The sequence below is a fragment of the Rubrivivax albus genome, assembly GCF_004016515.1.
Taxonomy (GTDB): domain Bacteria; phylum Pseudomonadota; class Gammaproteobacteria; order Burkholderiales; family Burkholderiaceae_C; genus Rubrivivax; species Rubrivivax albus.
The window spans coordinates 151,562-175,296 of record NZ_SACT01000003.1; the positions used below are offsets into that span (position 1 = coordinate 151,562).

Below are 23,735 nucleotides of genomic sequence, written 5' to 3' on the forward strand. Positions count from 1 at the left end.
GGAACCAGGCCCCGTCGGGCCTCTGCCGGCTTTCGTCGCCATCCCAGACCGCCGGGTGAACCCGGCGCGAGACTGACACCGGCACACCACCATGCCCATGGTCCAGACCCGATCCCAGCGCTGGCGCCTGCTGGCCGCGCATGCCTTCCTGCTGCTGCTGTGCGCCGCGGTGGTCTTTCCGTTCCTGGTCGTGCTCTCGGTCTCGCTGCGCCCGGGCAACTTCGCCAGCGGCTCGCTGATCCCCGACAGCATCAGCCTGGAGCACTGGCGCTACGTGCTCGGCCTGCCGGTGCCGGGGCCGGACGGCGCCCTGATCGCGCCCGACCTGCCGGTGCTGCTATGGCTGTGGAACAGCGTGAAGGTGGCCTTCGGGTCGGCCATCGTGGCGCTGGCGCTGTCCACCACCGCGGCCTATGCGCTGGCACGCCTGCGATTCCGAGGGCGCAAGCAGCTGCTGCAGGGCCTGATGCTGATGCAGATGTTCCCGGCCGTGCTGGCGCTGGTGGCCATCTACGCCATCTTCGACCGCCTGGGCAGCGCCTTCCCGGCCATCGGCCTGAACACGCACGCGGCCCTGGTGCTGGCCTACAGCGGCGGCATCGCCATGCACGTGTGGACCATCAAGGGCTACTACGACACGCTGCCGGCCGAAATCGAGGAAGCGGCGCGCGTGGCCGGCGCTACGGCCTGGCAGGCCTTCTGGCGCGTGCTGCTGCCGATGGCGCTGCCCATCCTGATGGTGGTGTTCCTGCTCGCCTTCATCGGCGCCATCATCGAGTACCCGGTGGCCAGCGTGCTGCTCACGCAGCAGGACCAGCTCACGCTGGCGGTGGGCGCCAAGCTCTTCGTGCACGAACACAACTTCCGCTGGGGCGACTTCGCCGCCGCCGCGCTGCTGTCGGGCCTGCCGATCACCGTGGTCTTCCTGCTCGCGCAGCGCTGGATGATCGCGGGCCTGGCGGCCGGCGGCGTCAAGGGTTGACGCAGACCGACGCCATGACCACCGTGTATGCCAACGCCGCCGACCACGCCGTGGCCGGCACCTACGAGACCCGCGAAGCCGACTGGCGCATGGGCGCCGTCGTCTACCAGGTGCTGGTGGACCGCTTCGCACCACCGGCGGACCTGGCGGCCAAGCGCCACCTGTATCCCGCCCCCAAGCGCCTGCGCGGCTGGGACGAACTGCCACGCCAGGGCGAGTACCTGGCGGCACACAAGCTCTGGGGCCACGAGATCGACTTCTGGGGCGGCGACCTGCAGAGCCTGGCCACGCGGCTGGACCACGTGCGCTCGCTGCACGCCGACGTGCTCTACCTCAACCCCATTTGCGACGCCTACACCAACCACAAGTACGACGCGCTGGACTACCGCGGCGTCTCGCCGGAATACGGCACACGCGCCGACGTGATCGCGCTGGCCGACACGCTGCATGCGCAGGGCATGAAGCTGGTGCTCGACGGCGTGTTCAACCACATGGGCCGCAACAGCCCGGCGTTTCGCGCCGCCGAAGCCGACCCGGCCAGCCCATACCGTGACTGGTTCTGCTTCGACCCCGCGCTGCCCGGTGGCGCCCGCGCCTGGTGGCGGGCGGAGAACCTGCCCGAGCTGAACCTGGAGAACCCCGCGGTGCGCGCCGACCTCTGGGGCGACGCCGACTCCGTGGTGCGCGGCTGGCTGCGTGACGGCGCCGACGGCTGGCGGCTGGACGTGGCCTTCGACATCGGTTTTGTCTACCTCGACGAACTCACGCGCAGTGCGCATGCCCAGAAGCCGGGCTCGCTGGTGGTCGGCGAGATCCCCAACTGGCCGGCGCAGTGGTACCCATCGGTGGACGGCGTGATGCACTTCGGGCTGCGCCAGCTGCTAATCCGGCTGGCCGGCGGGCAGCTGGATGCCACGACCTTCGGATGCATCCTCGAGCGGATGCTGGCCGACTGCGGCATCGAGAACCTGCTGCGCAGCTGGATCTACCTGGACAACCACGACACCATCCGCCTGGCCACCGCGCTGCCCGACCCCGCTGCACGACGCCTGGCCACGGTGCTGCAGTTCACGCTGCCGGGCAGCCCGAACCTGTACTACGGCAGCGAGGTGGACCTCGAGGGGGGCGACGACCCCGAGATGCGCGCCCCGATGCCCTGGGACCGCGTGGCCGCCGGGCAACCGACGCTGGACCTGATCCGGCGCCTGGGCGCGCTGCGGCGTTCACACCGCGCGCTGCGCATCGGCGACTGGCGGCCGCTGATCGGCCAGCGGCTGTTCGCCTTCGAGCGCCACACCGACCGTGCCGGCGACAGCGTGCTGGTGGTGGTGAACCCCACCGGCGACGTGGTCGACGAGGCGCTGGTGGTCACGGATTCCAAGCTGATGGACGCTACGCCGCTGGTGGACCTGCTGGGCACGCTGGACGGCGCACCGCCGTCTTTGCGCGCGGCGCTGCTGCACCTGCGTCTGCCGCCCAAGGGCGTGGCCGTGCTCGGCGTGGACACGGCGCCGCAGGGCGGCTACACGAACTACAAGCGGGTGCAGTGAGGCCGGCCACGGCGCCGACAGCGCCGGCCCCGCCGGTACATCAGGCGTAAGGGTCGGGCACGCCCAGCGCGGCCAGCAGCGCGGTCTCCTGCGCTTCCATGCGGCGGGCTTCAGCGGCACGCTGGTGATCCCAGCCCTGGGCATGCAGGGCGCCGTGCACCAGCAGGTGGGCGTAGTGGTCCTTCAGCGGCCGGCCGGCCGCTTGGGCCTCGGCCTCCAGCACCGGGGCGCACAGCACCAGGTCGGCCACCACCACGGGCGCGTGCTCGTAGTCGAAGGTGAGCACGTTGGTAGCGTAGTCCTTGCCGCGGAAATCGCGGTTCAGCGCCCGGCCCTCGTCGGCGTCGACGATGCGCACCGACAGCTGCGCCGGTGCGGCCAGCGCCGCGCGCAGGCAGCGCGCCACGAAGTGCCGCGGCAGCAGCGCACGGTGGCGCTTGTCGGCGAACTGCAGCGACAGGGTCACCTCAGGCCTGGCCATCGTCGCCCCGGGCCGTGCTGCGCCGGCGCTCGCGTTCGGCCGCCTTGTCGTAGGCGCGCACGATGCGCGCCACCAGCGGGTGGCGCACCACGTCGTCAGCGCCGAAGCGCGTGAAGCCCACGCCCTCCACGTTCTGCAGCACCTGCTCGGCATCGACCAGGCCGCTGGACTGGCCCTTGGGCAGGTCGATCTGGCTCACGTCGCCGGTGATGACGCACTTGCTGCCGAAGCCGATGCGCGTGAGGAACATCTTCATCTGCTCGCGCGTGCTGTTCTGCGCCTCGTCCAGGATCACGAAGGCGTGGTTCAGCGTGCGCCCGCGCATGAAGGCCAGCGGCGCAATCTCGAGCTGGCCCTTCTCGAAGGCGCGGCCGACGCGCTCAAAGCCCATCAGGTCGTACAGCGCGTCGTACAGCGGGCGCAGGTAGGGGTCCACCTTCTGCGCCAGGTCGCCGGGCAGGAACCCCAGCTTCTCGCCGGCCTCCACCGCCGGGCGCGTGAGCACGATGCGCTGCACGGTGCCGCGCTCCAGCGCATCCACCGCGCAGGCCACGGCGAGGAAGGTCTTGCCGGTGCCGGCCGGGCCGATGCCGAAACAGATGTCGCGGGCCAGGATGTGCCGCAGGTAGGCCACCTGGTTGGGCGTACGGCCGGCCAGATCACTGTGGCGGGTGTGCAGGTGGATGGGCGTGTCGTCGGTGGCCGCCTCCACCTTGGCCTCCACCTTGGCTGCCGCCTTGGCCACGCCTCTGGCGCCGGGCTTGGGGGCCGTCGCCGCATCGGTGGCGCCCGCTTCCACCAGGGCCAGACGCACCGTGCGCTCGTCCAGCGTGCGCGCGGTGCTGTCGTGCAGCGTGATGAGCAGGTTGCGCGCCACGTGCACGGCCACGCGCGACCCGTGGATCGCGAAGGCAGCCTCGCGGCGTTCGATGCGCACGTCCAGGGCTTGCTCGATCTGGCGCAGGTGAGCGTCCAGCGGGCCGCACAGGCGGGCCAGACGGCGGTTGTCGGCGGGTTCGAAGCGGTGGCGCAGGATCAAGGCGGTGCTCGTGAAGGCCGGCGGTGCGGAACGGGCGGCCTGGGTGTGTCAGGCTGCGCATTGTCCACCCGCATCGCTCAGCCGGCGGCAGACATCGCGTTTACGATGCCCGCGCGATGATGCTGCCGACGCGCCCGTCCCGCTGGTTTCTGCCGCTGCTTCAGCTGGGCCTGGCGGTGCTCGTCGCGTGGCTGGCCTGCGCCGGGCCGGCCGCGGCGGCGGTGCAGGTGCTGGACGAGGCGGCCATCACCGTCTCGCCGGCCACGTCGCCGCCCGCCGTGCCCGGGCCGGTGCAGCAACTGCCCGACCTCTGGCAGCAAGGGCCCGACATGCAGGTGCGCTGGTATCGCCTGACGCTGCCGCCCGCGGACGGCGACCAGCCGCTGGCGCTGTATGTGGAGCGGGCCTGCACGCGGCTGCAGGTCTTCGTCGACGGCCGCCAGTTCTGGCGCACCGGCACCGCCAGCGCCTGCCCGGGCCCGCTGCTGCTGCCCCTGCCGCTGGCCGGGCAGACCGAGCCGCTGGTGCTGGACCTGCGTGTCGAAGGCTCGCCTCTGCCACACGTGGCGTCCCGCGCCCAGGCCGGCGGTCTGTCGGCACTGCGCGTGGGGCCGCAGGCCGAACTGGCGCCACTGGCCGCGCGCGCCACCGCGCTGCAGGTGCAGTTGCCGCATGCCTTCGCGGTGTCGCTGCTGCTCACCGGCGGCTTCGTCTTCCTGCTCGGCTGGCGGCACCGCGAGCAGAGCCACCTGGCCTACTTCGGCGCGCTGTGCGTCGGCTGGGCGCTGGTGGAGGTGCCACGCTGGTGGCAGGCGCTGGGGGCGGGCGTGGCCGTGCTGGAGTTCCTGCACGGCGTGATGTTGGCCCTGGTGACGCTGGCGGCGGTGCAGTTCCTGCTGCGCGAGGCGCGCTGGCGCAGCCGCAGCGTCAGCCGGGCACTGGCCCTGCAGAGCGTGCTGATGCCGGTGACGCTGGTGGCCGCCGGTCCGGCGCGCCTGCACATGCTGTCGGCGCTGTGGCTGACGCTGTTCGCGCTGGAGATCGCCGCCGCAGCGGCCTTCCACCTGCACCTGCGCCGGCGCATGCAGGGCCGCTGGCCGGGCCTCGCGGCCTTCGCGCTGGCCAGCGTCGGCGCAGCGCTGGTGGTGCAACTGGCAGGCCGCTATGCGCCGCTGCCGCCGGCGTGGCTGCATGTCACGGCCCTGGTCGCGCCGCTGGCGCTGCTGCTGGTGGCATTGCGCCTGGTGCGCCAGCACGGGCGCGCGCTGCAGGCGTCGGAGGCTACGCGCGTGAACCTCGAGGCACGCATCCGCGACGCCACGGCCGAGATCGAGCGCAACTTCCGCCAGCTCACCGAACTGCGCGTGGAGCAGGTCACCGAGAAGGAGCGCAAGCGCATCGCCGCCGACCTGCACGACGACCTGGGCGCCAAGCTCCTGACCATCGTGCACACCAGCGAGGACCCGCGCATCTCCACGCTGGCGCGCGAGGCGCTGGAGGAGATGCGGCTGTCGGTGCGTGGCCTCACCGGCAAGCCGGTGCCGCTGGCCAACGCGCTGGGCGACTGGCGCGCCGAGCTGATGTCGCGCCTGTCGCAGTCGGGCATCGAGGCGGAGTGGGAGTCGCCCGACGACCTGCCGCAGACGCTGTCGGCACGCGCCTACGTGCAGACCACGCGCATCCTGCGCGAATCCACCAGCAACATCATCAAGCACAGCGGTGCCACGCGCTGCAGCTTCACCTGCGGCATCGCTGACGGCGACCTGCAGCTGGTGATCCAGGACAACGGCGACGGCATCCCGATGGAACTGGACGGCCGCCTGGACCGCGGCCACGGCATGACGAGCATGAAGCAGCGGGCCAAGCAGATGCAGGGCCAGTGCCTGGTGGAGTCGGGCCCCGGCTATGGAACCGTGATACGCCTCACGCTGCCGCTGGATCGCGCCACGCAGACCACCCCCTGAGGTGGGCACGCACTGCTAGCATGACTTTCCGCGCTGAAATCGCGCGATTCGCCGTCGGCGCCATGACCAACATCCTGCTGCTCGAAGACCTGCCCGAGATCCGCACCTGGATGCGCAGTCTCGTGCAGCAGGTGTTTCCCGGTGCGCAGGTGTCCGAAGCCGCACGCGTGCACGACGCCATCGAGCTCGTCTCGGCCGTGAAGTTCGACCTCGCGCTGGTGGACCTGGGCCTGCCCGACGGCTCCGGCGTGGACGTGGTCACCAAGCTGCGCGACCTGCAGCCCGAGGCACAGTCGGTGGTGGTCACAATCCACGACGACGACGAACACCTCTTTCCCGCGCTGCAGGCCGGCGCCTTCGGCTACATCCTCAAGGAACAAGCGCGCGAGCTGATCACCGAGCAGCTGCAGCGCATCAGCCAGGGCGAACCGCCGCTGAGCCCGAGCATCGCGCGCCGCGTGATGGCCTACTTCACCGAGAAGGCCAAGCCGTCGCAGCCGCGGAACAACCTGCTGCCCAACGTGTCGCTCACGGAACGCGAGAGCGAGGTGCTGCTGCGCGTGGCCAAGGGCTACACGCTGCCGGAGATCGGCGTGCAGCTGGGGCTGAGCCGGCACACGATTGCCGACTATGTGAAGCAGATCTACCGCAAGCTCAACGTGAGTTCGCGCGCCGAGGCGGCGCTGGAAGCGCAGCGGCTGGGGCTGTTCGGTCGCTGATCACCGCGCGCGCCAGGTCGGCCGCGACAACATAATCCGCGTCCATGATCGGACGCCTCGTCGGAACCCTCGCGGCCAAGTCGCCGCCGCAGATCCTCGTCGACGTGCACGGCGTGGGCTACGAGCTCGACGTGCCGATGAGCAGCTTCTACCACCTGCCTGCGCTGGGCGCGCCGGTGACGCTGCTGACGCACTTCGTGGTGCGCGAGGACGCGCAGTTGCTCTACGGCTTCCTCACCGAAGGCGAGCGCGCCAGCTTCCGCGAACTGGTCAAGGTCAGCGGCGTGGGGCCGCGCACGGCGCTCGCCGTGCTCTCCGGGCTGTCGACGGTGGAGCTGGCACAGGCGGTCACGGCGCAGGACGTCGGCCGCCTGGTCAAGGTGCCGGGCATCGGCAAGAAGACTGCCGAGCGGCTGCTGCTGGAGCTCAAGGGCAAGCTGGGGCCAGACCTGGGCATCGCTTCGGCCGAAGCCGTCAGCGACAGCCAGGCCGACATCGTGCAGGCGCTGCTGGCGCTGGGCTACAACGAACGGGACGCCAAGGCCGCGCTGAAGGCGCTGCCGGCCGACGTGGGCGTGGCCGAGGGCATCAAGCTGGCGCTGAAGGCGCTGAGCCGCTGAACAACGCGGCCCGCGCGCCTGACTCGGCCAAAAGCCGCGGGCGGCTCGCGCCCGTGCTCAATGCTTGTGCCCCCCCATGTGACCGCCCTGCATGCCGCCGGCCGCGCCCAGGGGGCGCACCGGCGCCTGCACCTCGACGGTCTGCCGCTTGCCGTCGGCCCCTTCGACCACCAGCGTCACCGGCACCGTCTCGCCGGCCTTGAGCTGCTGCTTCAGGTCCATCAGCATCACGTGGTAGCCGCCGGGCTTGAGTTCCACGGCCTGGCCTGCGGGCAACGGCAGGCCGCCGGCGAGCTCACGCATGCGCATGACCGTGCCTTCCATGGCCATCTCGTGGATCTCCACGACGCCGGCCACCGGCGAGGACGCAGCAACCAGCTTGCCGCCGGCGGTCGAGGTGATCTTCGCAAACATGCCGCTGGCCTTCTGCTGGGCAACGGTGCCACGCACCCAGGGGTCGGAGACGGTGACCTGGGCGTGGGCCGAACCCACGAAGATCAGCGCGGCCGAGACAGCGGCGAACAGGGTGGTCGAACGGGTCTTCATCGTGAATGCTCCTGTGAGGATCGGGGGACAGTGGACGGGCCGCGTGTGCGGATTGTCGGCGGCTGCGGCCACGGTGGCCGCCGTGCGGTCTTGCGCTGGCTCATGGTTCGCGGACCCGGGGCGACTGGACCCAGACGTCGACATCGACGGCGCCCGCGCGCTCGAAGCGCAGCGTCAGCGTGAACCGGTCGCCGTCGCGCAACGGCGGCGTGGGATCCAGAAGTTCGAGCGGCGCAGGGCCGTCGTGGCGCATGCGCAGTGCAGCGCCAGGCGGCATCACGATCGGCCCCTGCGGCAACTGCACCTGCGCGGCGCGGTCGGTGTGGGCCCCCACGAGGCGTTCGGTCACGCGGCCGCCGTTCCGGATGGCGCGCAGGTACACGGGGCTGCGCAGCGGGCCCGCGGGTGATGCCGACGCCGACGGTGGCGCATAGGGATGGTCGATCACCACGTCGCCGGCGTGCACACCATGGGCCGTGCAGACGCCAGGCACCAGGACCATCCCGGCCAGCGCGCCGGCGGCGAGCAGGACAGGGCGTCGCGTCATGGCCTGTCGCCTTCCCACGCCATGCCGTCGACCACCAGCCGCAGCGCGACGTGGTCCGTGGTCATCGCAGCGCTAGCGCCCGCTGCGGCGGTGCGCTGGCGTCCGGTTTCCAGCGTCAGCTGCCAGCCCGGCCGCAGCGTCCAGCCAAGCGCCAGTGTGTGACGGGTGGTGGGTGCGGCATCGGCCAGGCCAGCGTCGTCGGCGATCGTCGCGACGCCGGCACCGGTGAGCGTGTGGCGCGGCACCAGGCGCTCGCCTCGCCATCCGAGCGTCCAGCCGGGGCGGGGCGTCCAGCGCAGGTCCAGCCAGCCGCCCTGGGTTCGGCCGTCCCAGGCCACCTCGGCCTCACGGCTGTAGAGCGCGCCCGCTTCGCGCCGCCACATCCAAGCCGCAGCAGCCTGCCAGGGCCGGCCTGCGGGCTGCCAGGCCAGGCTGGCGGCGGCCAGGCTGCTGCGGCCGTCGAAGCACACCCGCTGTTGCAGGCTGCGGCGGCAGTCCAGGCTGCCGTGCACATGGCCGGTGGCGCCCAGGCTGCGCGCCGCTGCGCCGCGCGCCTCGGGTTCAAGGCGGGCGGCAAACAGGTCCAGCGCCCAATCGTCCCAGCCGGCCTGGGCCTGCACGCTGGGTGCCGCCGGGCCGGCCGGCCCACCGGGGAAGGCGCGCGCGCGCCAGAAGCCGAACTGCAACGTGCGCAGACCGCGCCGCGCGTCGCTGTCCCAGCGCAGACGCAGGCCGTCGTCGATCCAGGCGTCGTCCACGGTGGCGTGCTGGGCGAGCGTGGGCTGGCCGTAGAGGTCCAGGTGGCCGGCGCGGTCGATCACCGCGCCCATGGGCACGGCCTCACGGCCCAGCACCAGTGTCAGGTGGCTGTCGTCCAGGGCCAGTGGCAGCACCAGGCCGGCGGCTTCGACGTGCGCATCGTCGCGGTCGTGCCAGCCGGCCACCAGGCGCAGTGACAGGCCGTCGTTGTCGACGCCGGCCGGCAGCAGGCCCTCCAGCAGGGCGGGCCCGAAGCGCCAGCCCAGCGCGAGCAGGCCGTGTTCCAGGCGCAGGTCGCCCTCGCGGTCGGGCACGCGGGTGCCGGTGACGAACACGCCGCGCGGGTCGTCGGCCGGCCAGCGGCCGTCGGCGTCGCTGGCCACCAGCGCGGCCGCGGCCTCCACACGCCACCCGGGGCCACCGGGCAGGCGGTCCTCGCCGTGGGCTCTGGCGGCCGTGCCCGCCATGCACAGCGCCAGCACGACCAGCAGACGGTGGTCAACGCGCATGGCCGTCTCCCTTGGCGGTGGCGGTGGTGCGGGTGGCGAAGGGATCGGAGAAGCGTGCATCGCTCAGGAAGCCGCTGTCCGTGAGCGTCTTCAGGAAGGCCACGATGTCGGCCTGTTCCTGGTCGTCGAGGTCGATGCGAGTCACCAGGTCACTCTTGTACGGGTTGGCGCGGCCATCGCCGGCGTACGGCCCGCTGGCGATCACCCGCCCGCCTGCGGCGTAGTGGCGCAGCACGTCCTCCAGCGTGGCCACGCTGCCGTCGTGCATGTAGGGCGCCGTGACCTCCACGTTGCGCAGGCTCGGTGCGCGGAAGGCGCCCATGTCCGCGGCCTTGGCGCTGAGTTCGAACACGCCGCGGTTGGGCTCCGGGAAGGCGCCGCTGCCGCCCAGGTTGTAGAGCCCGGTGTTGTGGAACGGTGTCTCCACGATGCGGCTGCTCGCGTGCACGATCTGGTCGTTGAAGTTGAAGCTGCCGTGGCAGTGGAAGCACTCGGCCTTCTCGCCGAAGAAGAGGTTCATGCCACGGGTCTCGCTGGTGCTGAGCGTGCCGCGGCCCTGCAGCCAGCGGTCATAGCGGCTGTCGGCGGAGACCAGGGCGCGCTGGAAGCTGGCGATGGCCTGGATGACCTGGGGCCAGCCGATGGGCTCGGCCACGCCCGGGAAGGCGGCGGCAAAACGCGCCGGGTAGTCGGCGTCGTCGCGCAGGCGCTGCAGCACGGCGTCGCGGTTGGCGTCGTTGACGCCCATCTCCACCGGGTCGTCGCCGAACAGCGGTGTGAGCATCTGCTGCTCCAGCGTCACCAGCGAGGGGTTGGCCCAGGTCAGCGTCGCGTTGAACACCACGTTCGACAGGTGCTGCGCGCTGCGCGGGTGCACGGCGCCGGTGCTGCCGCGCGCCTGCGCACGCCCGTCGGAGAAGGCCAGGGCCTGCAGGTGGCAGCCGGCGCAAGCCTGGCTGCCGTTGCCCGACAGGCGCTTGTCGTGGAACAGGAACCGGCCGAGCTCGACCTTGGCCGTCGTCATCGGGTTGTCGGCCGGCACCTTGGGTGCCGGGTAGTACGCGGGCAGCGACCACCGCCAGTCGCCCTCGGTGCCGCCGGCTGCCGGGGTCGGCTCGACCAGCGTCGTGCCGCCCCCGCCGCAACCGGTGGCCAGCAGCGCCGTGCCGGCGAACACGCCGGTGGCCAGCACCAGACAGGCCACCATGCGCATCACTTGGCCACCAGCTTCAGCAGCGTCTGCGCGGTGCTCGAGACCGGCTCGCCACTGCCGGTGCCGTCGGCGGCCCAGTCGATGCCGATGGTCTGGAACACGGCCGCGCACTCCGGATCGGTGCCACCGGACATGCAGCCCGGCGCGCCGGCCTGGTTGACGGTGATGTCGTTGCCCGCCGTCAGGGCCTGGATGTCGAGCACGATCTTCTGCGTGGCCGGGTCGAAGCTCGGGAAGCTCACGGCCATGCGGTTGGCCGCCGTGCAGGTCACGATCTCGCCGGTGGCCGGGTTGCCGGTGCAGCCCGTGGAGCCGAGGTGGAAGTTGAAGGTCTTGGCCGTCCAGCTGCCGGTGGCGCCGTCGGGGTCGGTGACCTCCACCTTGGCGAACTTGCGGCCCGACTGCCAGCTCCAGGCCATGGCCTGGATGTCCAGCGGCTTGATCGCAGTGGCGTAGTCGCTGTGGTTCAGCGCGCTGGGCACGCCGACGCTGAACTCGACGCCCACGTAGCGGCCGGCCGGCACGCTGCCGCGCACGAAGGCATTGGTGGCAGCCGTGCCGGCGGCGCAGCTGCCGGTGGCGTCCTCGAGGTCGACCAGCGTCAGCCGGTTGCCGTCGGTGGCGGTGTGGTTCCAGTCGTCGTTGGCGCCGAGTTCGAGTGCCACGCGCGCGCCGTCGCTGCGGATCATGGCCACGTTGGACACGTAGAAGCGCAGGTCCTTGACCTGGGCGTCGACGCTGGTCGTGCCCAGTGCGGTGAGCCGCTGGTTGCAGGTGACCGGCGTGGTGCCGGACACCGCGCCGAACTCGAGTGCGACGGCCACCGGGCCGTCGTCACCGCCACCGCCACAGGCGGCGAGCAGGGCGGCGGCGGCCAGGGTGGTCAGTGCCGCGATGGGCAGGGATCGGGTGCGGGTCATCGAACATCTCCTCGGGTGGGTTGGTCGTGGTGCGGAAAGGGGATTTCGGGGCTCAGGCCCCTTGCAGCAGCCGCCGCAGGTCGGCGGCCACGTCGGCGGCGGCCGCCTCGTGGCGGATGGCCAGCCGCAGGCGGCCGGTGGGGTCGTAGGCGTAGCTCAGCGCCGTGTGGTCCAGCGTGTAGCTGCTGCCGGTGGGCACCTGGCGGTAGAAGACCTTGAAGTCACGCGCCGTGGCGGCGGTGGCCTCCAGGCTGCCTCTCAAGCCCAGGAAGCTCGGGTGGAAGGCCGCCGTGTAGTCGCGCAGCAGCGCGGGCGTGTCGCGTTCCGGGTCCACGCTGACGAAGATCACCTGCAGCCGTGCGGCGTCGTCGCCGAGCAGGTGCATCACCTCGGCGGCGCGGGCGAGTGCGGTGGGGCAGACATCGGGGCACTGCGTGAAGCCGAAGAACAGCAGCACGACGCGCCCCTTGAACTCCGACAGCGTGCGCCACTGCCCCTGCGGGTCCTGCAGGCGCAGGTCACGGGCGTATTCGGCACCGGTGAGGTCGGTGGCCAGGAAGCCGCCGGCTGCGGGGCTGCAGCCCGCGGCCAGCCCGGCGGGCAGCACGGGCAGGACCACCAGGCGCTGCAGCCAGGCACGGCGGGTCGGCAGGCGTGCGCTCATTCGCTGCGCCAGTGCACGCGGCCGTCCGCGTCCACCTGCCAGGGCGGCAGGAGGTCGGGGCTGGACGGCGCCTCGGTGCGTCGGTCGACGGCAGCTGACGGCGCCGTGGTGCGGCCCACGGCCGGCATGGCCTGCGGCAGGACCGACGCCACCTGCACCGGCGGCATCACCGGGCCCGCCCAGCCGCCCCCCACGGAGGCGGCAATGCCCAGCAACGCGCTGGCCGCGCCGACATGCGCGGCCAGGAACCAGGCGACGGTGCGGCGGTTCACCGGGTCACCGTTGGGCTGCGCCCTCCGGTATTCGCCCTTGGAGCGGCCCGGCGGGCTCACTGGGGCGCCTTCGGGCTGCGCCCTCCGGCATTCGCCCTTGGGGCGGCCCGGCGGGCTCACTGGGGCGCCTTCGGGCTGCGCCCTCCGGCATTCGCCCTTGGGGCGGCCCGGCGGGCTCATGCCTGCCACCGGCGTTCGCAGCGGCAGACCGGTGCGACGACCGGCGCCATGTCGACCGGCGAGACCGAAGCCGGTGGCGCCAGCCGCGCCGGCGCGATCTGGCCGGTCACGACCTGCGCGCCGGACCAGGCCAGCCACACCACCAAGCCGAGCGCGGCGCCGATGTTGACGTGCGTCATGACCCGCATGACGCGTTCGAGGGGATCCATGGGAAGGCTCCTGACGAGCCGGGCGCGTACGGCCCGGCGATGACACAGGGGTGCTCACGGCTGCACGCGGCAGCCGGGACTCACCCGCGGCGCGGGGTCAGGAGACGGTGGGCGGGGCGCGCGGCTGTGCGGCGGCCCACGCGTGCAGCGTGCGCGGCGCCTGCAGGAACAGCGGCGGCAGGAAGGGGCCGGGCGGCAGCGGATCGGCCATCGCCGGCAGGGCCGGCGGCAGAGGCAGCGCGTCGTCGCTGCCGAGCTTGCAGAAGGGGCAGTGTTCCAGGTGCTGGCCGGTGGACACCGGGGTCGCCGGCGCATCGGTGTCGGCGCTGTCCAGCGCCACCACCTTGATGCCTTGCGGCGTGCAGACCTCTGTCCAGGCCACCGCGTCGCCCCGCGCGAACGCCAGCGCATGCGACAGCGTGGGCATCAACGCCAATGCCAGCACCGCGACCAGGGCGAGCCAGGTCACGGGGCGCAGATGCGGGCGCAGGACGTTCACGGGGCGCGAGTGTAGCGGCATCGCCCGAAGCGGGGCTGACGCAGCACATGGCGGCGATAATGCCTGTATGGCCGTACAGACCGACGATCTCCAGGGCGACGACTTCCGGCGTCCGCGCGTGGTCAGCGCCGCGCCGGCGTCGCCCAACGAGGAGGCCCTGGAGCGAGCGCTGCGGCCCAAGCGGCTGCAGGAATACGTGGGCCAGGCCAAGGCGCGCGAACAGCTGGAGATCTTCGTCGGCGCCGCGCGCCACCGCGCCGAAGCGCTGGACCACGTGCTGCTGTTCGGCCCGCCGGGCCTGGGCAAGACCACGCTGAGCCACATCATCGCCGCCGAACTGGGCGTGAACCTGCGCCAGACCTCGGGCCCGGTGCTGGAGAAGCCCAAGGACCTGGCCGCCATCCTCACCAGCCTGGAAAAGCACGACGTGCTCTTCATCGACGAGATCCACCGCCTGAGCCCGGTGGTCGAGGAGATCCTGTACCCGGCGCTGGAGGATTACCAGATCGACATCATGATCGGCGACGGGCCGGCCGCACGCTCGATCAAGCTCGACCTGCAGCCGTTCACGCTGGTCGGCGCCACTACCCGCGCCGGAATGCTGACCAATCCGCTGCGCGACCGCTTCGGCATCGTCGCGCGGCTGGAGTTCTACACCGCTGAAGAACTGGCACGCATCGTCGGCCGGAGCGCCGCGCTGCTCGACGTGCCCATCGACGACGGCGGCGCAGCCGAGATCGCCCGCCGCAGCCGCGGCACGCCGCGCATCGCCAACCGGCTGCTGCGCCGCGTGCGCGACTACGCGCAGGTCAAGGGCACCGGCCACATCGACGCGCCCATCGCCGACAAGGCGCTGGCGCTGCTCGACGTGGATCCGCTGGGCTTCGACGTGATGGACCGCAAGCTGCTCGAAGCCGTGGTGCACCGCTTCGACGGCGGCCCGGTGGGGCTGGAGAACCTGGCCGCGGCCATCGGCGAGGAGTCGGGCACGATCGAGGACGTGATCGAACCCTACCTGATCCAGCAGGGCTTCCTGCAGCGCACGCCGCGCGGCCGCACGGCGACGCTGGCGGCCTTCCGCCATCTGGGCGTGGCGCCACCCCAGGCCGCCGCCGGCGGCGGCCTGTTCTAGGGCTCGGTTCAGGCAAGTTGTTCTGATCCGGCCGAGGCAGTCTGCCGCGGCGTGCAGATCGCGCCCACCGCCCACAGCCCGGCCAGGATGCCCGCCATCGACGCCAGCTTCTGCGGCCAGCTCAGCAGGTGCGCGTGCCACAGGAAAACCGCGGTGGCGCCCAGCAGGGCCGCGAACAGCAGGGTGGCCCCCCACGCCGCCGCGGGCGACAGCGCCGGCTCCCAGCGCCGCACGGCCGCCAGGTCGAAGGCCGGCTTCGGGAAACGCGCCGCCACATCGGCCGGCCGCCAGCCGGGAGGCTTGAACCACACGCGCAGCTTGTCGGCCCAGGAGCGGGCGTGCCAGCTGTCGTGCACCAGGTCGGCATAGACCTGCAGGTTGGCCCACAGCGGGTTCCAGCTGCGCAGCGGGCTGCGCGTGCCGTAGACGCAGGGCTCGTCGGCGCGCTCCTCCTCGAAGCTGCCGAACAGGCGGTCCCAGAGGATCAGGATGCCGCCGTAGTTGCGGTCCACGTAGCGGTCGTTCACGGCGTGGTGCACGCGGTGGTTGCTCGGACTGCAGAACCAGCGGTCGAACCAGCCCAGGCGGCCGATCTGCTGCGTGTGCACCCAGTACTGGTAGAGCAGGTCGATCAGCGCGACCACGCCGAAGACCAGCGGCGGGAAGCCCAGCAGCGCCATCGGCAGGTAGAACAGCCAGCCGAAGAGGAAGCCGCTGCTGGTCTGGCGCAGCGCGGTGCTGAGGTTGTAGTCCTCGCTCTGGTGGTGCACCGCATGGGCCGCCCACAGCACGGCCACGCGGTGGCCGCCGCGGTGCAGCCAGTAGTAGCAGAGGTCGTACAGCAGCAGGCCGGCCACCCAAACCCAGGGCTCGCTGGCCGGCAACTGCCACGGTGCCAGCGCCTCGTAGGCCAGCACGTACACGGCACCGGCCACCAGCTTGCCGAACACGTTGGTGAGCTGGCTCATGATGCCCAAGCCGATGCTGGACAGCGCATCGGCGAGCCGGTAGGTGTCGCGCCCGCGCAGGCGGCCGACCGTGAATTCCAGCGCAATCAGCGCCAGAAAGACGGGAGTCGCGAGAACGATGATCTGCGCGTCGGTCATACGCTCATCGTGCCGCGCCGGTGCTGCGCCGCCAAGCCGGGCCTTCCCGGGCAGGCCAGGTTGCCGACCGTTACGTTTGCGCGGGAATCTGCCGCACTTTCTGCCTCAAGACCCAGTTCAAGCCGTCGATAAACACGGCCATGAGCCGGCAAAGGCTGCCCCCCGGGAGCAGCCCGCTGCCGCGTTGCCCGAAGACCGACCGGAACCGATGCCATGACCACGCCCCGCCACACCCGCGGCTTCACGTTGATCGAAGTGATGATCACGGTGGCCATTGTCGCCATCCTGTCGGCGATCGCGCTGCCGGCCTACACCGCGTACATCCAGCGCTCGCGCGTCCCCCCCGCACTGGATGCGCTCAGCGCCCTGGCCACGCGCATGGAGCAGCGCTTCCAGGACACAGGCACCTATACCTGCCCCGACACGCTGGGCGACGCCGGCGACTTCGGCATCGCCTGCGAGGCGGACGCCGACGGCCAGAGCTACACCGCCACTGCCACCGGCAGCGGGCCCGTCAGCGGCTACACCTACACCATCAACCACCTCGGCGTGCGTGCCACGACGGCGCATCCCAAGGGCGTGCCAGCCACGAGTTGCTGGAGCATGAAGGGCAGCACATGCGACACCTGAGGCCCCTGCTCCCGACGTCCCGCACCGCGCGCGGCCTGACCCTGGTGGAGCTGATGGTGGCGCTGGGCATTGCCGCGATGCTGGCGGTGGCCGCGGCACCGTCGTTCACCGAGTACCTGGCCAACTCGCGCCTGCGTGAGAACGGCAACAACCTGTACGCGCAGACGCTGTACGCGCAGAGCGAGGCGATCAAGCGCAACACCGTGGTGCGGGTGGCGGTGGCCGACAGCACCATCACCGTCAGCGACCGCACGGACCCCGACGATCCGCAGACGCTGAAGACCACGCCATTGACCCACGGCATCACCGCCGAGGCCTTCACGCTGGACTTTGGCGGCGAAGGCCGTCCGGTGGGCTTTGCCACCGCCGACGTGGACTTTGCCCACCCGAGCCTGAGCTGCTCGTCGGACATCCGCTGCCCAGGGCTGCGCGTGGACGGCGGCGGCAGCGTGCGGCTGTGCGCCGACCACACCGGGAGTTGCGAATGACCTGGCATCCCCCCACGCCAACACGGGCGCCGCGACGTCGCCATGCGCGCGGCATGGGCCTGATCGACGCCCTGATCGCACTGGCCCTGCTGGCCTTTGGCCTGCTGGGCATGACGCGTATGCAGACCAGCCTGGTGCGGCAGACCACCGAAAGCCAGACCCGGCTCACCGCGGCCCAACTCGGCGACGAACTGCTGAGCACCGTGCTCGTGGACGTGGGCAATGCCGGCTGCTACACGCTGCCCGATGCCGGCGACTGCGCCAGCGTGGCAGCCCGCGAACGCGCCGAAGACTGGGAGACCCGCGTGGCCGGCGCCCTGCCGGGTGACGTCGAAGCCACCTCGGCACTGGCCGACGGTCAGTTCACCGTGACCATCACCTGGACCGGCAAGGACTCGGGCGACACCCGCACGCTGGAGGCGACCACCGATGTCCGCGAATAGCCCCCGCCATCCGACGTTGCACCGCCGCCAGCGGGGCCTGTCCGTTGTCGAGCTGATGGTGGGCCTGGTGGTGGGGATGCTCGTCAGCATCGCCGCGGCCGGGAGCGCCATGATGTTCACGGCATCGCAGCGCCAGGGCATTGGTGTCGGCGGCAGCGGCATCGGCGCAGCCACCGCGCTGGCCGCGCTGAAGAACGATGCCGCACTCGCCGGTCTGGGTTTCTTCGGTGACGCACGCTACCTGTGCAACCGGCTGGCGCTGAGCCTGGGCCCCACGCTGCACAGCGACAGCGCCGTGTTCACGCCGGTGCGCATCACCGCCGACGATGACGGCGACACCATCGACATCCTGTACGGCAACCGCATCGAATCAGGCGCCAACGTGCTGCTGGCCTCGGCCTCGGACGGCACGTCGGCCGAGGTGCTGTCGTTGCTGCCGGCCGGCGTCGGCCAGGCTGTGCTGCTGGCACCAGCCACCCCGGGCAACCCCTGCCTGGTTCGCAGCATCACAGGCATCACCGCCAGCACCGACACCACGCCTCAGGTCCTGACATTCGCCGCGGACGGCGTCCACAACCAGGGCGCGTTCACCGCGGCGCCGACTTTCGCCGAGCGCGACCGTGCCACGCTGATCGGTGCGCTCAGCTGGAACCGCTACCGCCGTGAAGGCAACACGCTGGTGCTGGATCGGCCGCTGACCGGCGACAGCGTGGTGCTCACCCGCAACGTGATCGCGTTGCGTGCGCAGTACGGCGTCGCCGCCGCAGCTGCCGGCAGCACCACGCTGGAGCAGTGGGTCGATGCCGATGACGACTTCGCGGCACTCGACGCCACCACCCTGCCCCGGGTGCGCGCCATCCGCATGGGTGTGGTCACCCGCAGCCCGCAGCGCGAGCGGCCCAACGCCGACGGCGACTGCGAGGCCAGCCTCGACAAGCCACAGTTGTTCGGCGTCGAGGTCGAACCCGATGTCGACGACTGGCAGTGCTGGCGCTACCGCGTCTCCACCGTCGTCGTGCCGCTGCGCAACCTGGTCCTGGGGCTGAGGTGATGAACGTGTGCAACAGGCTTTCACGGCGCCCGCGCGGTCAGCAGCGCGGCGTGACCATGCTGGTGGTGCTAGTGCTGCTGTCGGTCATGCTGCTCGGCGGCATGGCGCTGGCGCGGCTGACCGAGGTCGGCACATTGGCCAGCGGCAACACCGCCTTCCGCGAGGCGGCTGTTCAGGCGTCGGAGGTCGGCCTGAACACCGTGTTCGAGCGCATCCGCGAGGACATCGGCAACGAGGAGGCGGCACAAGCCGGCTGGTACTGGCCCACGATCCAGGACGCCGACGCCAACGGGATCCCGCAGCTCAACTTCGACGCCGCGCCCACGATCGCCGTAGGCCCGTACACGGTCGCCTACGTGGCCGAGCGCATGTGCGAAGGCGCGATGCCGGTGACGCAACCGCTGCGCCAGTGCCTGGTCAAGCAGGAGCCGCAGGACGTGGAGAGCCAGATCTTCGACAAGGAGGCGCTGGATCCACCCAACTCCCGCCAGTTCCGTGTGACGGTCCGCGTCACCGGGCCCAAGGACACCCAGACCTGGGTTCAGTCCCTGATCACGAGAGGTCAATGATGAAGACCACCCACCAGGCTGCCGCCTGCCTGCTGGCGCTCGGCGCCCTGCTCAGCGGCCCGGCGGCCCAGGCCACCGACGTCGCCGAGCTGCCGTTGAAGTCGTCCGTGCTCGCCCGCCCGAACGTGATCTTCGGCATGGACGACTCCGGCTCCATGGACTGGGAGTTCCTGCTCGACACCAGTTCCGGCCTGTTCTGGTGGGATGGCGACGACGGCTGGGACTCTGGCACCGGCAAGCCCCGGCGCACCAAGCACCCCAGCTACTGGGGCTATGCCTACCTGATGCCGGTGGGCACGGACACCGGCGGCCAGATCTACGCCCACAACAGCCCCAACGGTCTTGCGCTGCCACCGACCAACCAGTTCGCCTGGCTGCGGTCGACCACCTTCAACCCGCTGTACTACGACACCAGCGTCACCTACGACCCCTGGGCGCCGGCCTACCATGATGGCGCGGTGCGCAACTACGGCAACGCCTCCACGTCCGCGACCCTTTCGCACCCGGCCTACAGCACCGGTCCGACACTGAACGTCGGTGACGACTGGAACTCGTCGGACGGCAACTGGACGAGCAACGGCTACCGCTACTACGTGCAGGCCGGCATGGTGCTGCCTTCGGGAACGCGGGTTCGCGCGAGTTCAACCTCCAGCGGCATCTGCTCAGGTGGCACTGAGCGAACGCTCACCACCAGCGTGACGGTGCAACCCGGCTTTGCGTGCTGGGCATCCGTGCCCCATTACCCCGCCACGTTCTGGCATGCCGAGGACTGCACGATCGGCGCCGACTGCGTGCTCGGCCCCGACGGCGCAACCAAGCTCCGGCGCTACGAGATCAGGAACGGGAACAGCTTCCCGTCCGGGCGCAGCCATGCGGCGGAACTGCAGAACTTTGCCAACTGGTTCAGCTACTACCGCAAGCGCAAGCTGATGCTTGCAGGCTCGATGGGCGCGGTGCTGGAGGACCTGACCGGCCTGCGCGTGGGCCTGATGAAGTTCACCGACGAGGGTGCGGCGACGCCGACGGTGACGATGTACGACAGCGACAACCCGAACGCGAACCTCAATGGTCGCCGCGTGGCCGGCGACTTCTACAAGAACGCCTTGTTCGCCGAGGGCACGCCGACGCACGCCACCGTCAATCACATCGCTAAGCAGTTCAACGAGAACACGTCCATCGTGCAGTACGCCTGCCAGCGCAACAGCATGTTCATCGTGACCGACGGCTTCTCCAACACCACGTCGATCACGCCGCCGAGTTGGGACGCCGGCAAGTCTGCCGCCACCTGGGGTGACGGCGCGCCGTACCAGACGACGGCCAACGGCACGCTGGCCGATCTTGCGCTGCGCTACTACACCAACCGCCTGCGCACCGACCTCGCCGCCGGCAAGGTGCCTCCGAGTTCATCGACCGAACCCAACGCCGACCGGAACACCGACCTGCACATCAACACCTACGCGATCTCGCTAGGTGTGCGTGGTTCGCTCTGGCCTACCGATGTCGATCCCTTCGAGACCGCGCCGACGTGGACCACCCCGGTGGCCGACGACCCGTCGCTGATCGACGATCAATGGCATGCCACGATCAATGGCCGTGGCCTGATGTTCCTGGCCACCAACCCGGCCGAGACGACCGCCGGCATCCGCGCCGTGCTCAATGACATCGTCAGCCAGCGCGGGGCGCAGGGCGGCGTCGCGGTGAGCACCGTGAACCTGTCACGTGGCGACAACCGCGCCTACTTCGGCACCTACAACCCCTCGGGTTGGCAGGGCGACATCACCGCCCACCCGATCGACGCGGCCACCGGCGAGGTCGACCCCGACACCACCCTCTGGTCCGCCGGTGCCACGCTCTTGGCAAGGGACTGGACCACACGCGTGATCGCCAGCGGCAGCAGCGCCTTCACGGCTGCTGGTGTCGGCGCCACGGTCAATCCCGGCGGCGTCCATGGCGACAGCGGCCAGGTGATCGAGTACCTGCGTGGTGATCGCACGCACGAGGGCACGCTGTTCCGCAACCGTCAGTCGCTGATCGGCGCGGTGATCAACTCCGAACCTGCCGTGCAGCGCACCGCCAACGTGATCTACGTGCAGTCCGGCGAAGGCATGCTGCACGCGATCGACACCGCCGTCGGCACTGCGGGCAGCGAGCTCTGGGCTTTCGTGCCCCCGGCCGTGCTGCCCAACATTGGCGAGACCGTGCAGCGCAGCTACGTCTTCCGCACGCAGCTCGACGGCTCGCCGACGCTCGGCACCTACGCCGGCGGCACGCTGCTGGTGGCCGGCATGGGCGCCGCCGGGCGCGGCTTCTACGCGCTGGACGTGACCAGCCCGCGCGGCCTGACCGAATCAGACCTGGCCGCCAACTACAAGTGGCAGTTCCCGGCCGCCGGCGACGCGGCCACCGCGGCCAAGGTCGGGCAGTCGCTGGGCCGCCCGCGCATCGTCAAGACCTCGGGCGACGGCTACGTGGTGCTGGTGACCTCCGGCTACAACAACACGGCCGACGGCCATGGGCGCCTGTGGATGCTCAATGCCAGCACCGGCGCCGTGATCCACGAGTTCGACACCGGGGTGGGTACGCTCGGGGCCGAGTCCGGGCTGGCCCAGGTGTCCGCCTTTGCCGAGTCCGACGGCACGGCGCGCTATGTCTTTGGCGGCGACCTGCTGGGCAACGTCTGGCGTTTCGACCTCAAGGACAAGGGCGCCCCGCACAAACTGGCCACGCTCAAGGACAGCAGCAACGTGGCGCAGCCCGTGACGGCTGCGCCGGAGCTGACCAAGATCGACGGCAAGCGGGTCGTCATCGTCGGCACAGGGCGCATCCTCGACATCGGCGACTTCGGCAGCACGCGCACGCAGAGCCTGTATGTGATCACCGACGGCACGACGATCGCCAACGTGCGCAGCAGCCTCGTGCCCCAGACCTACAACCCCGCCACGGACACGATGTCCGGCGACGAGGTGGACTGGAGCAGCGACCGCGGCTGGTTTGTGGACCTGCCCGCCGGGGAACAGGCGAACACCGCGCCGACCATCGCCTACGGTGCCGTAGCCTTCGTCACCAACAAGAACGGCGGCACCGACTGCTCTGCAAGCTCGCGCCTCTATGTGCTGGATGTGAAGACCGGCGGTGCTTTCGAAGGCACGGACTTCGTCTCGTCGGAGATCTCGTCGGTGGCCAACTCGTCGGGCGTCACGGCGCTGGCCACGAACAACGGCAAGATCATCGGTTCCGGTCAGGACGCCGACGGCAAGCCCTGGGAACGCGAGATCGTCAAGAACGGGTCTATCGCACCGGCCAAGAACGCCTGGCGGGAAATCCGCCGGCAGTGACGCCTGCGGCCCCCTGCAGGGTCACAGGCCCTGCAGGTGGGCGTGATCGTCCCAGCCCACGAGCATGAAGCCGCTGCTGCCATGCAGCAGCCGGTTGAGGCTGGCGTTGGCCATGCGCCAGCTGCGCGGCGCGTCCAGCGGGATGCGGGTGGCGGCGCGGTACAGGCTGTCGAGCACGCCGCCGTGCGCCACCAGGGCGATGTGGCCGCCGGCATGGCGCGCCACCAGCGCCTCGGCCACGGCCAGGCAGCGGGCATGGAAGTCCAGCAGCGTCTCGCCACCCGTGGGACCGAAGCCGGGCTCGCGCAGCCGCCAGCGGCGGGCATCGTCGGGCCAGCGCGCCTCGACCTCGGCGTAGGTCAGGCCCTCGAAGCAGCCGAATCGGCGTTCGCGCAGTGCGGGCTCCGCCACCAGTGGCGCACCAGTGGCCTCGGCGATAGCGCGGGCCGTGTTCAGCGCACGCTGCAGGTCGCTGCTGTAGACGGCGTCCAGCTGCTGGCCTTGCATCGCCTCGCCGAGCCGCTGCACCTGTGCGCGGCCGCGGGCATTGAGCGGGATGTCGGTGTGGCCCTGCAGCCGGGTCTGGGTGTTCCAGTCGGTCTCGCCGTGGCGGACCAGCAGCACCTGGGTGGCCTGGGGCGCGTCGGCGCTCACGGCGCCGACACGAGCCGGCGGTTGAGCGTGTAGGTGCCGGAGAACGTGGCCGCACCGAGCACGCGCCCGGCCAGCGCGGCGCGCACGTCGTGCCCGGTGAACACGCCCTCTACCGGCAGCCGGGCATCGGCCACCGCGTACAGCGTGAACACGTAGTGGTGCACCAGCGAGTCGTTGAAGGGCGGGAAGGGGCCGTCGTAGCCGAAGTACTGCCCGGCCCGCTCGGGGTCGCTCGCGAACCAGCCGGTGTAATCGTTGAGGCCCTGGCGCGCGCCGTTGATGGCCCCCGGCCCCGGCTTGCCACGTGGCGTGAAGCCGCGGCTGAACTCGCCCTCGGCGATGACCGTCGGCCGCGGCGGCAGATCGATCAGCACCCAGTGGAAGAAGTCCACGCGCGGCAGGTCCACCGGCACCTCACGGTCGGGCTGGTTGACGTCGTCGGCGCGGCTGGGCACGTCGAAGTCATGGCAGATCAGCACCATGGACTGAGCGCCCTCGGGGAGGTCGCGCCAGGCCAGGTGCGGGTTCAGGTTGTCGGAGAACCCCACGCCGCCGTCGGGCAGCAGGCGCCCGGCCGCGAACCGCTCGGGGATGCGGTCCCCGTTGGTCCAGCTCTCGCTCCACAGTTCCATCGCTCCTCCTCGGGTGATCGGC

At 71.0% G+C, this 23,735-nt stretch carries 25 protein-coding genes and 1 pseudogene; 12 read left to right on the forward strand and 14 right to left on the reverse strand.

Annotated features, from left to right (window positions below; all coding sequences use genetic code 11):
* The first annotated feature begins 91 nt into the window (after window positions 1–91).
* Together malG and ENE75_RS11335 are read left to right on the forward strand one after the other, a co-directional pair.
* Window positions 92–982 (forward strand): maltose ABC transporter permease MalG, encoded by an 891-nt coding sequence (gene malG / locus ENE75_RS11330; RefSeq protein WP_128198415.1) that lies wholly within the window; start codon window positions 92–94, stop codon window positions 980–982.
* A 14-nt stretch (window positions 983–996) separates the two neighbouring features.
* Window positions 997–2,532 carry a glycoside hydrolase family 13 protein gene (locus tag ENE75_RS11335; protein ID WP_128198416.1) on the forward strand — a complete coding sequence of 512 codons (1,536 nt, stop codon included), beginning with the start codon at window positions 997–999 and terminating at the stop codon, window positions 2,530–2,532.
* A gap of 40 nt (window positions 2,533–2,572) precedes the next feature.
* Here ENE75_RS11335 and ybeY read toward each other — a convergent pair whose 3' ends face one another.
* Complete coding sequence (gene ybeY, locus ENE75_RS11340; RefSeq protein WP_128198417.1) at window positions 2,573–3,013, reverse strand: rRNA maturation RNase YbeY; 441 nt, start codon at window positions 3,011–3,013, stop codon at window positions 2,573–2,575.
* The gene (locus ENE75_RS11345; RefSeq protein ID WP_128198418.1) at window positions 3,000–4,052 is read right to left on the reverse strand and encodes a PhoH family protein; all 1,053 of its coding nucleotides are present in this window, start codon (window positions 4,050–4,052) and stop codon (window positions 3,000–3,002) included. The genes ybeY and ENE75_RS11345 overlap by 14 nt, the downstream gene beginning before the upstream one ends.
* A gap of 116 nt (window positions 4,053–4,168) precedes the next feature.
* Between ENE75_RS11345 and ENE75_RS11350 the strand changes: the two genes are divergently transcribed.
* The 3 genes from ENE75_RS11350 to ruvA all read left to right on the forward strand — a co-directional run bounded on the left by ENE75_RS11350 (window position 4,169) and on the right by ruvA (window position 7,355).
* Window positions 4,169–6,016, forward strand: a complete 1,848-nt coding sequence (locus tag ENE75_RS11350) for a sensor histidine kinase (RefSeq protein ID WP_233259029.1) — start codon at window positions 4,169–4,171, stop codon at window positions 6,014–6,016.
* 62 nt (window positions 6,017–6,078) lie between these two features.
* Window positions 6,079–6,735, forward strand: coding sequence for a response regulator transcription factor EmbR (gene embR, locus ENE75_RS11355; RefSeq protein ID WP_128198754.1), 657 nt, complete (start codon window positions 6,079–6,081; stop codon window positions 6,733–6,735).
* 44 nt (window positions 6,736–6,779) lie between these two features.
* Entirely contained in the window at window positions 6,780–7,355 is a 576-nt protein-coding gene (ruvA, locus tag ENE75_RS11360) for a Holliday junction branch migration protein RuvA (RefSeq protein WP_128198419.1), read from the forward strand.
* A 57-nt stretch (window positions 7,356–7,412) separates the two neighbouring features.
* Here ruvA and ENE75_RS11365 read toward each other — a convergent pair whose 3' ends face one another.
* The 9 genes from ENE75_RS11365 to ENE75_RS11405 form a co-directional block, all read right to left on the reverse strand.
* Window positions 7,413–7,901: a copper chaperone PCu(A)C gene (locus ENE75_RS11365; RefSeq protein ID WP_128198420.1), complete on the reverse strand. Its 489-nt coding sequence runs from the start codon at window positions 7,899–7,901 to the stop codon at window positions 7,413–7,415.
* A gap of 100 nt (window positions 7,902–8,001) precedes the next feature.
* Window positions 8,002–8,448: a copper chaperone PCu(A)C gene (locus ENE75_RS11370; RefSeq protein WP_128198421.1), complete on the reverse strand. Its 447-nt coding sequence runs from the start codon at window positions 8,446–8,448 to the stop codon at window positions 8,002–8,004.
* On the reverse strand, window positions 8,445–9,716 hold the full coding sequence (locus tag ENE75_RS11375; RefSeq protein ID WP_128198422.1) for a hypothetical protein: 1,272 nt from the start codon (window positions 9,714–9,716) through the stop codon (window positions 8,445–8,447). The genes ENE75_RS11370 and ENE75_RS11375 overlap by 4 nt, the downstream gene beginning before the upstream one ends.
* Window positions 9,706–10,929: a methanobactin export MATE transporter MbnM gene (locus ENE75_RS11380; RefSeq protein ID WP_128198423.1), complete on the reverse strand. Its 1,224-nt coding sequence runs from the start codon at window positions 10,927–10,929 to the stop codon at window positions 9,706–9,708. Before ENE75_RS11380 ends, ENE75_RS11375 begins: the two co-directional genes overlap by 11 nt.
* Window positions 10,929–11,849, reverse strand: coding sequence for an MbnP family copper-binding protein (locus ENE75_RS11385; RefSeq protein WP_128198424.1), 921 nt, complete (start codon window positions 11,847–11,849; stop codon window positions 10,929–10,931). The genes ENE75_RS11380 and ENE75_RS11385 overlap by 1 nt, the downstream gene beginning before the upstream one ends.
* Before the next feature lie 52 nt (window positions 11,850–11,901).
* Window positions 11,902–12,513: an SCO family protein gene (locus ENE75_RS11390; RefSeq protein WP_128198425.1), complete on the reverse strand. Its 612-nt coding sequence runs from the start codon at window positions 12,511–12,513 to the stop codon at window positions 11,902–11,904.
* Window positions 12,510–12,785: a hypothetical protein gene (locus ENE75_RS11395; RefSeq protein WP_128198426.1), complete on the reverse strand. Its 276-nt coding sequence runs from the start codon at window positions 12,783–12,785 to the stop codon at window positions 12,510–12,512. Before ENE75_RS11395 ends, ENE75_RS11390 begins: the two co-directional genes overlap by 4 nt.
* Window positions 12,786–12,961: 176 nt before the next feature.
* The gene (locus tag ENE75_RS11400) at window positions 12,962–13,174 is read right to left on the reverse strand and encodes a hypothetical protein (RefSeq protein WP_128198427.1); all 213 of its coding nucleotides are present in this window, start codon (window positions 13,172–13,174) and stop codon (window positions 12,962–12,964) included.
* Between the two features lie 97 nt (window positions 13,175–13,271).
* Window positions 13,272–13,643, reverse strand: a complete 372-nt coding sequence (locus tag ENE75_RS11405; protein WP_158288921.1) for a DUF2946 domain-containing protein — start codon at window positions 13,641–13,643, stop codon at window positions 13,272–13,274.
* A gap of 97 nt (window positions 13,644–13,740) precedes the next feature.
* Here ENE75_RS11405 and ruvB point away from each other — a divergent pair, with 97 nt between their 5' ends.
* A complete protein-coding gene (gene ruvB / locus ENE75_RS11410) occupies window positions 13,741–14,805 on the forward strand; it encodes a Holliday junction branch migration DNA helicase RuvB (RefSeq protein WP_128198429.1) in 1,065 nt (354 codons plus the stop codon).
* Between the two features lie 59 nt (window positions 14,806–14,864).
* Here the strand turns inward: ruvB and ENE75_RS11415 are convergent.
* Window positions 14,865–15,911 (reverse strand): annotated as a pseudogene (locus ENE75_RS11415) (sterol desaturase family protein); the annotation flags it as partial.
* Between the two features lie 213 nt (window positions 15,912–16,124).
* Between ENE75_RS11415 and ENE75_RS11420 the strand changes: the two are divergent.
* Genes ENE75_RS11420 through ENE75_RS11445 form a run of 6 tightly spaced genes read left to right on the forward strand, consistent with a single transcriptional unit; the run spans window position 16,125 to window position 22,427 of the window.
* The gene (locus ENE75_RS11420; protein WP_128198431.1) at window positions 16,125–16,541 is read left to right on the forward strand and encodes a type IV pilin protein; all 417 of its coding nucleotides are present in this window, start codon (window positions 16,125–16,127) and stop codon (window positions 16,539–16,541) included.
* Window positions 16,529–17,029: a GspH/FimT family pseudopilin gene (locus ENE75_RS11425; RefSeq protein ID WP_128198432.1), complete on the forward strand. Its 501-nt coding sequence runs from the start codon at window positions 16,529–16,531 to the stop codon at window positions 17,027–17,029. The genes ENE75_RS11420 and ENE75_RS11425 overlap by 13 nt, the downstream gene beginning before the upstream one ends.
* On the forward strand, window positions 17,026–17,472 hold the full coding sequence (locus ENE75_RS11430; protein WP_128198433.1) for a pilus assembly protein PilV: 447 nt from the start codon (window positions 17,026–17,028) through the stop codon (window positions 17,470–17,472). Before ENE75_RS11425 ends, ENE75_RS11430 begins: the two co-directional genes overlap by 4 nt.
* Window positions 17,459–18,523 (forward strand): PilW family protein, encoded by a 1,065-nt coding sequence (locus tag ENE75_RS11435; RefSeq protein ID WP_128198434.1) that lies wholly within the window; start codon window positions 17,459–17,461, stop codon window positions 18,521–18,523. The genes ENE75_RS11430 and ENE75_RS11435 overlap by 14 nt, the downstream gene beginning before the upstream one ends.
* A gap of 56 nt (window positions 18,524–18,579) precedes the next feature.
* On the forward strand, window positions 18,580–19,092 hold the full coding sequence (locus ENE75_RS11440; RefSeq protein WP_233259055.1) for a hypothetical protein: 513 nt from the start codon (window positions 18,580–18,582) through the stop codon (window positions 19,090–19,092).
* Window positions 19,092–22,427: a pilus assembly protein gene (locus ENE75_RS11445; protein ID WP_128198436.1), complete on the forward strand. Its 3,336-nt coding sequence runs from the start codon at window positions 19,092–19,094 to the stop codon at window positions 22,425–22,427. The genes ENE75_RS11440 and ENE75_RS11445 overlap by 1 nt, the downstream gene beginning before the upstream one ends.
* Window positions 22,428–22,448: 21 nt before the next feature.
* On the opposite strand, the gene ENE75_RS11450 is transcribed toward ENE75_RS11445, so the two are convergent.
* Window positions 22,449–23,081 carry a histidine phosphatase family protein gene (locus tag ENE75_RS11450; RefSeq protein ID WP_128198437.1) on the reverse strand — a complete coding sequence of 211 codons (633 nt, stop codon included), beginning with the start codon at window positions 23,079–23,081 and terminating at the stop codon, window positions 22,449–22,451.
* Entirely contained in the window at window positions 23,078–23,713 is a 636-nt protein-coding gene (locus ENE75_RS11455) for a YbhB/YbcL family Raf kinase inhibitor-like protein (RefSeq protein WP_128198438.1), read from the reverse strand. Before ENE75_RS11455 ends, ENE75_RS11450 begins: the two co-directional genes overlap by 4 nt.
* Window positions 23,714–23,735 lie beyond the last annotated feature (22 nt).

Coding starts and splice junctions, on each gene's coding strand:
- malG (WP_128198415.1), top strand. CDS start 92: ATGCCCATGGTCCAGACCCGATCCCAGCGCTGGCGCCTGCTGGCCGCG.
- ENE75_RS11335 (WP_128198416.1), top strand. CDS start 997: ATGACCACCGTGTATGCCAACGCCGCCGACCACGCCGTGGCCGGCACC.
- ybeY (WP_128198417.1), bottom strand. CDS start 3,013: ATGGCCAGGCCTGAGGTGACCCTGTCGCTGCAGTTCGCCGACAAGCGC.
- ENE75_RS11350 (WP_233259029.1), top strand. CDS start 4,169: ATGATGCTGCCGACGCGCCCGTCCCGCTGGTTTCTGCCGCTGCTTCAG.
- embR (WP_128198754.1), top strand. CDS start 6,079: ATGACCAACATCCTGCTGCTCGAAGACCTGCCCGAGATCCGCACCTGG.
- ruvA (WP_128198419.1), top strand. CDS start 6,780: ATGATCGGACGCCTCGTCGGAACCCTCGCGGCCAAGTCGCCGCCGCAG.
- ENE75_RS11365 (WP_128198420.1), bottom strand. CDS start 7,901: ATGAAGACCCGTTCGACCACCCTGTTCGCCGCTGTCTCGGCCGCGCTG.
- ENE75_RS11370 (WP_128198421.1), bottom strand. CDS start 8,448: ATGACGCGACGCCCTGTCCTGCTCGCCGCCGGCGCGCTGGCCGGGATG.
- ENE75_RS11375 (WP_128198422.1), bottom strand. CDS start 9,716: ATGCGCGTTGACCACCGTCTGCTGGTCGTGCTGGCGCTGTGCATGGCG.
- ENE75_RS11380 (WP_128198423.1), bottom strand. CDS start 10,929: ATGCGCATGGTGGCCTGTCTGGTGCTGGCCACCGGCGTGTTCGCCGGC.
- ENE75_RS11385 (WP_128198424.1), bottom strand. CDS start 11,849: ATGACCCGCACCCGATCCCTGCCCATCGCGGCACTGACCACCCTGGCC.
- ENE75_RS11390 (WP_128198425.1), bottom strand. CDS start 12,513: ATGAGCGCACGCCTGCCGACCCGCCGTGCCTGGCTGCAGCGCCTGGTG.
- ENE75_RS11400 (WP_128198427.1), bottom strand. CDS start 13,174: ATGGATCCCCTCGAACGCGTCATGCGGGTCATGACGCACGTCAACATC.
- ruvB (WP_128198429.1), top strand. CDS start 13,741: ATGGCCGTACAGACCGACGATCTCCAGGGCGACGACTTCCGGCGTCCG.
- ENE75_RS11420 (WP_128198431.1), top strand. CDS start 16,125: ATGACCACGCCCCGCCACACCCGCGGCTTCACGTTGATCGAAGTGATG.
- ENE75_RS11425 (WP_128198432.1), top strand. CDS start 16,529: ATGCGACACCTGAGGCCCCTGCTCCCGACGTCCCGCACCGCGCGCGGC.
- ENE75_RS11430 (WP_128198433.1), top strand. CDS start 17,026: ATGACCTGGCATCCCCCCACGCCAACACGGGCGCCGCGACGTCGCCAT.
- ENE75_RS11435 (WP_128198434.1), top strand. CDS start 17,459: ATGTCCGCGAATAGCCCCCGCCATCCGACGTTGCACCGCCGCCAGCGG.
- ENE75_RS11440 (WP_233259055.1), top strand. CDS start 18,580: ATGCTGGTGGTGCTAGTGCTGCTGTCGGTCATGCTGCTCGGCGGCATG.
- ENE75_RS11445 (WP_128198436.1), top strand. CDS start 19,092: ATGAAGACCACCCACCAGGCTGCCGCCTGCCTGCTGGCGCTCGGCGCC.
- ENE75_RS11455 (WP_128198438.1), bottom strand. CDS start 23,713: ATGGAACTGTGGAGCGAGAGCTGGACCAACGGGGACCGCATCCCCGAG.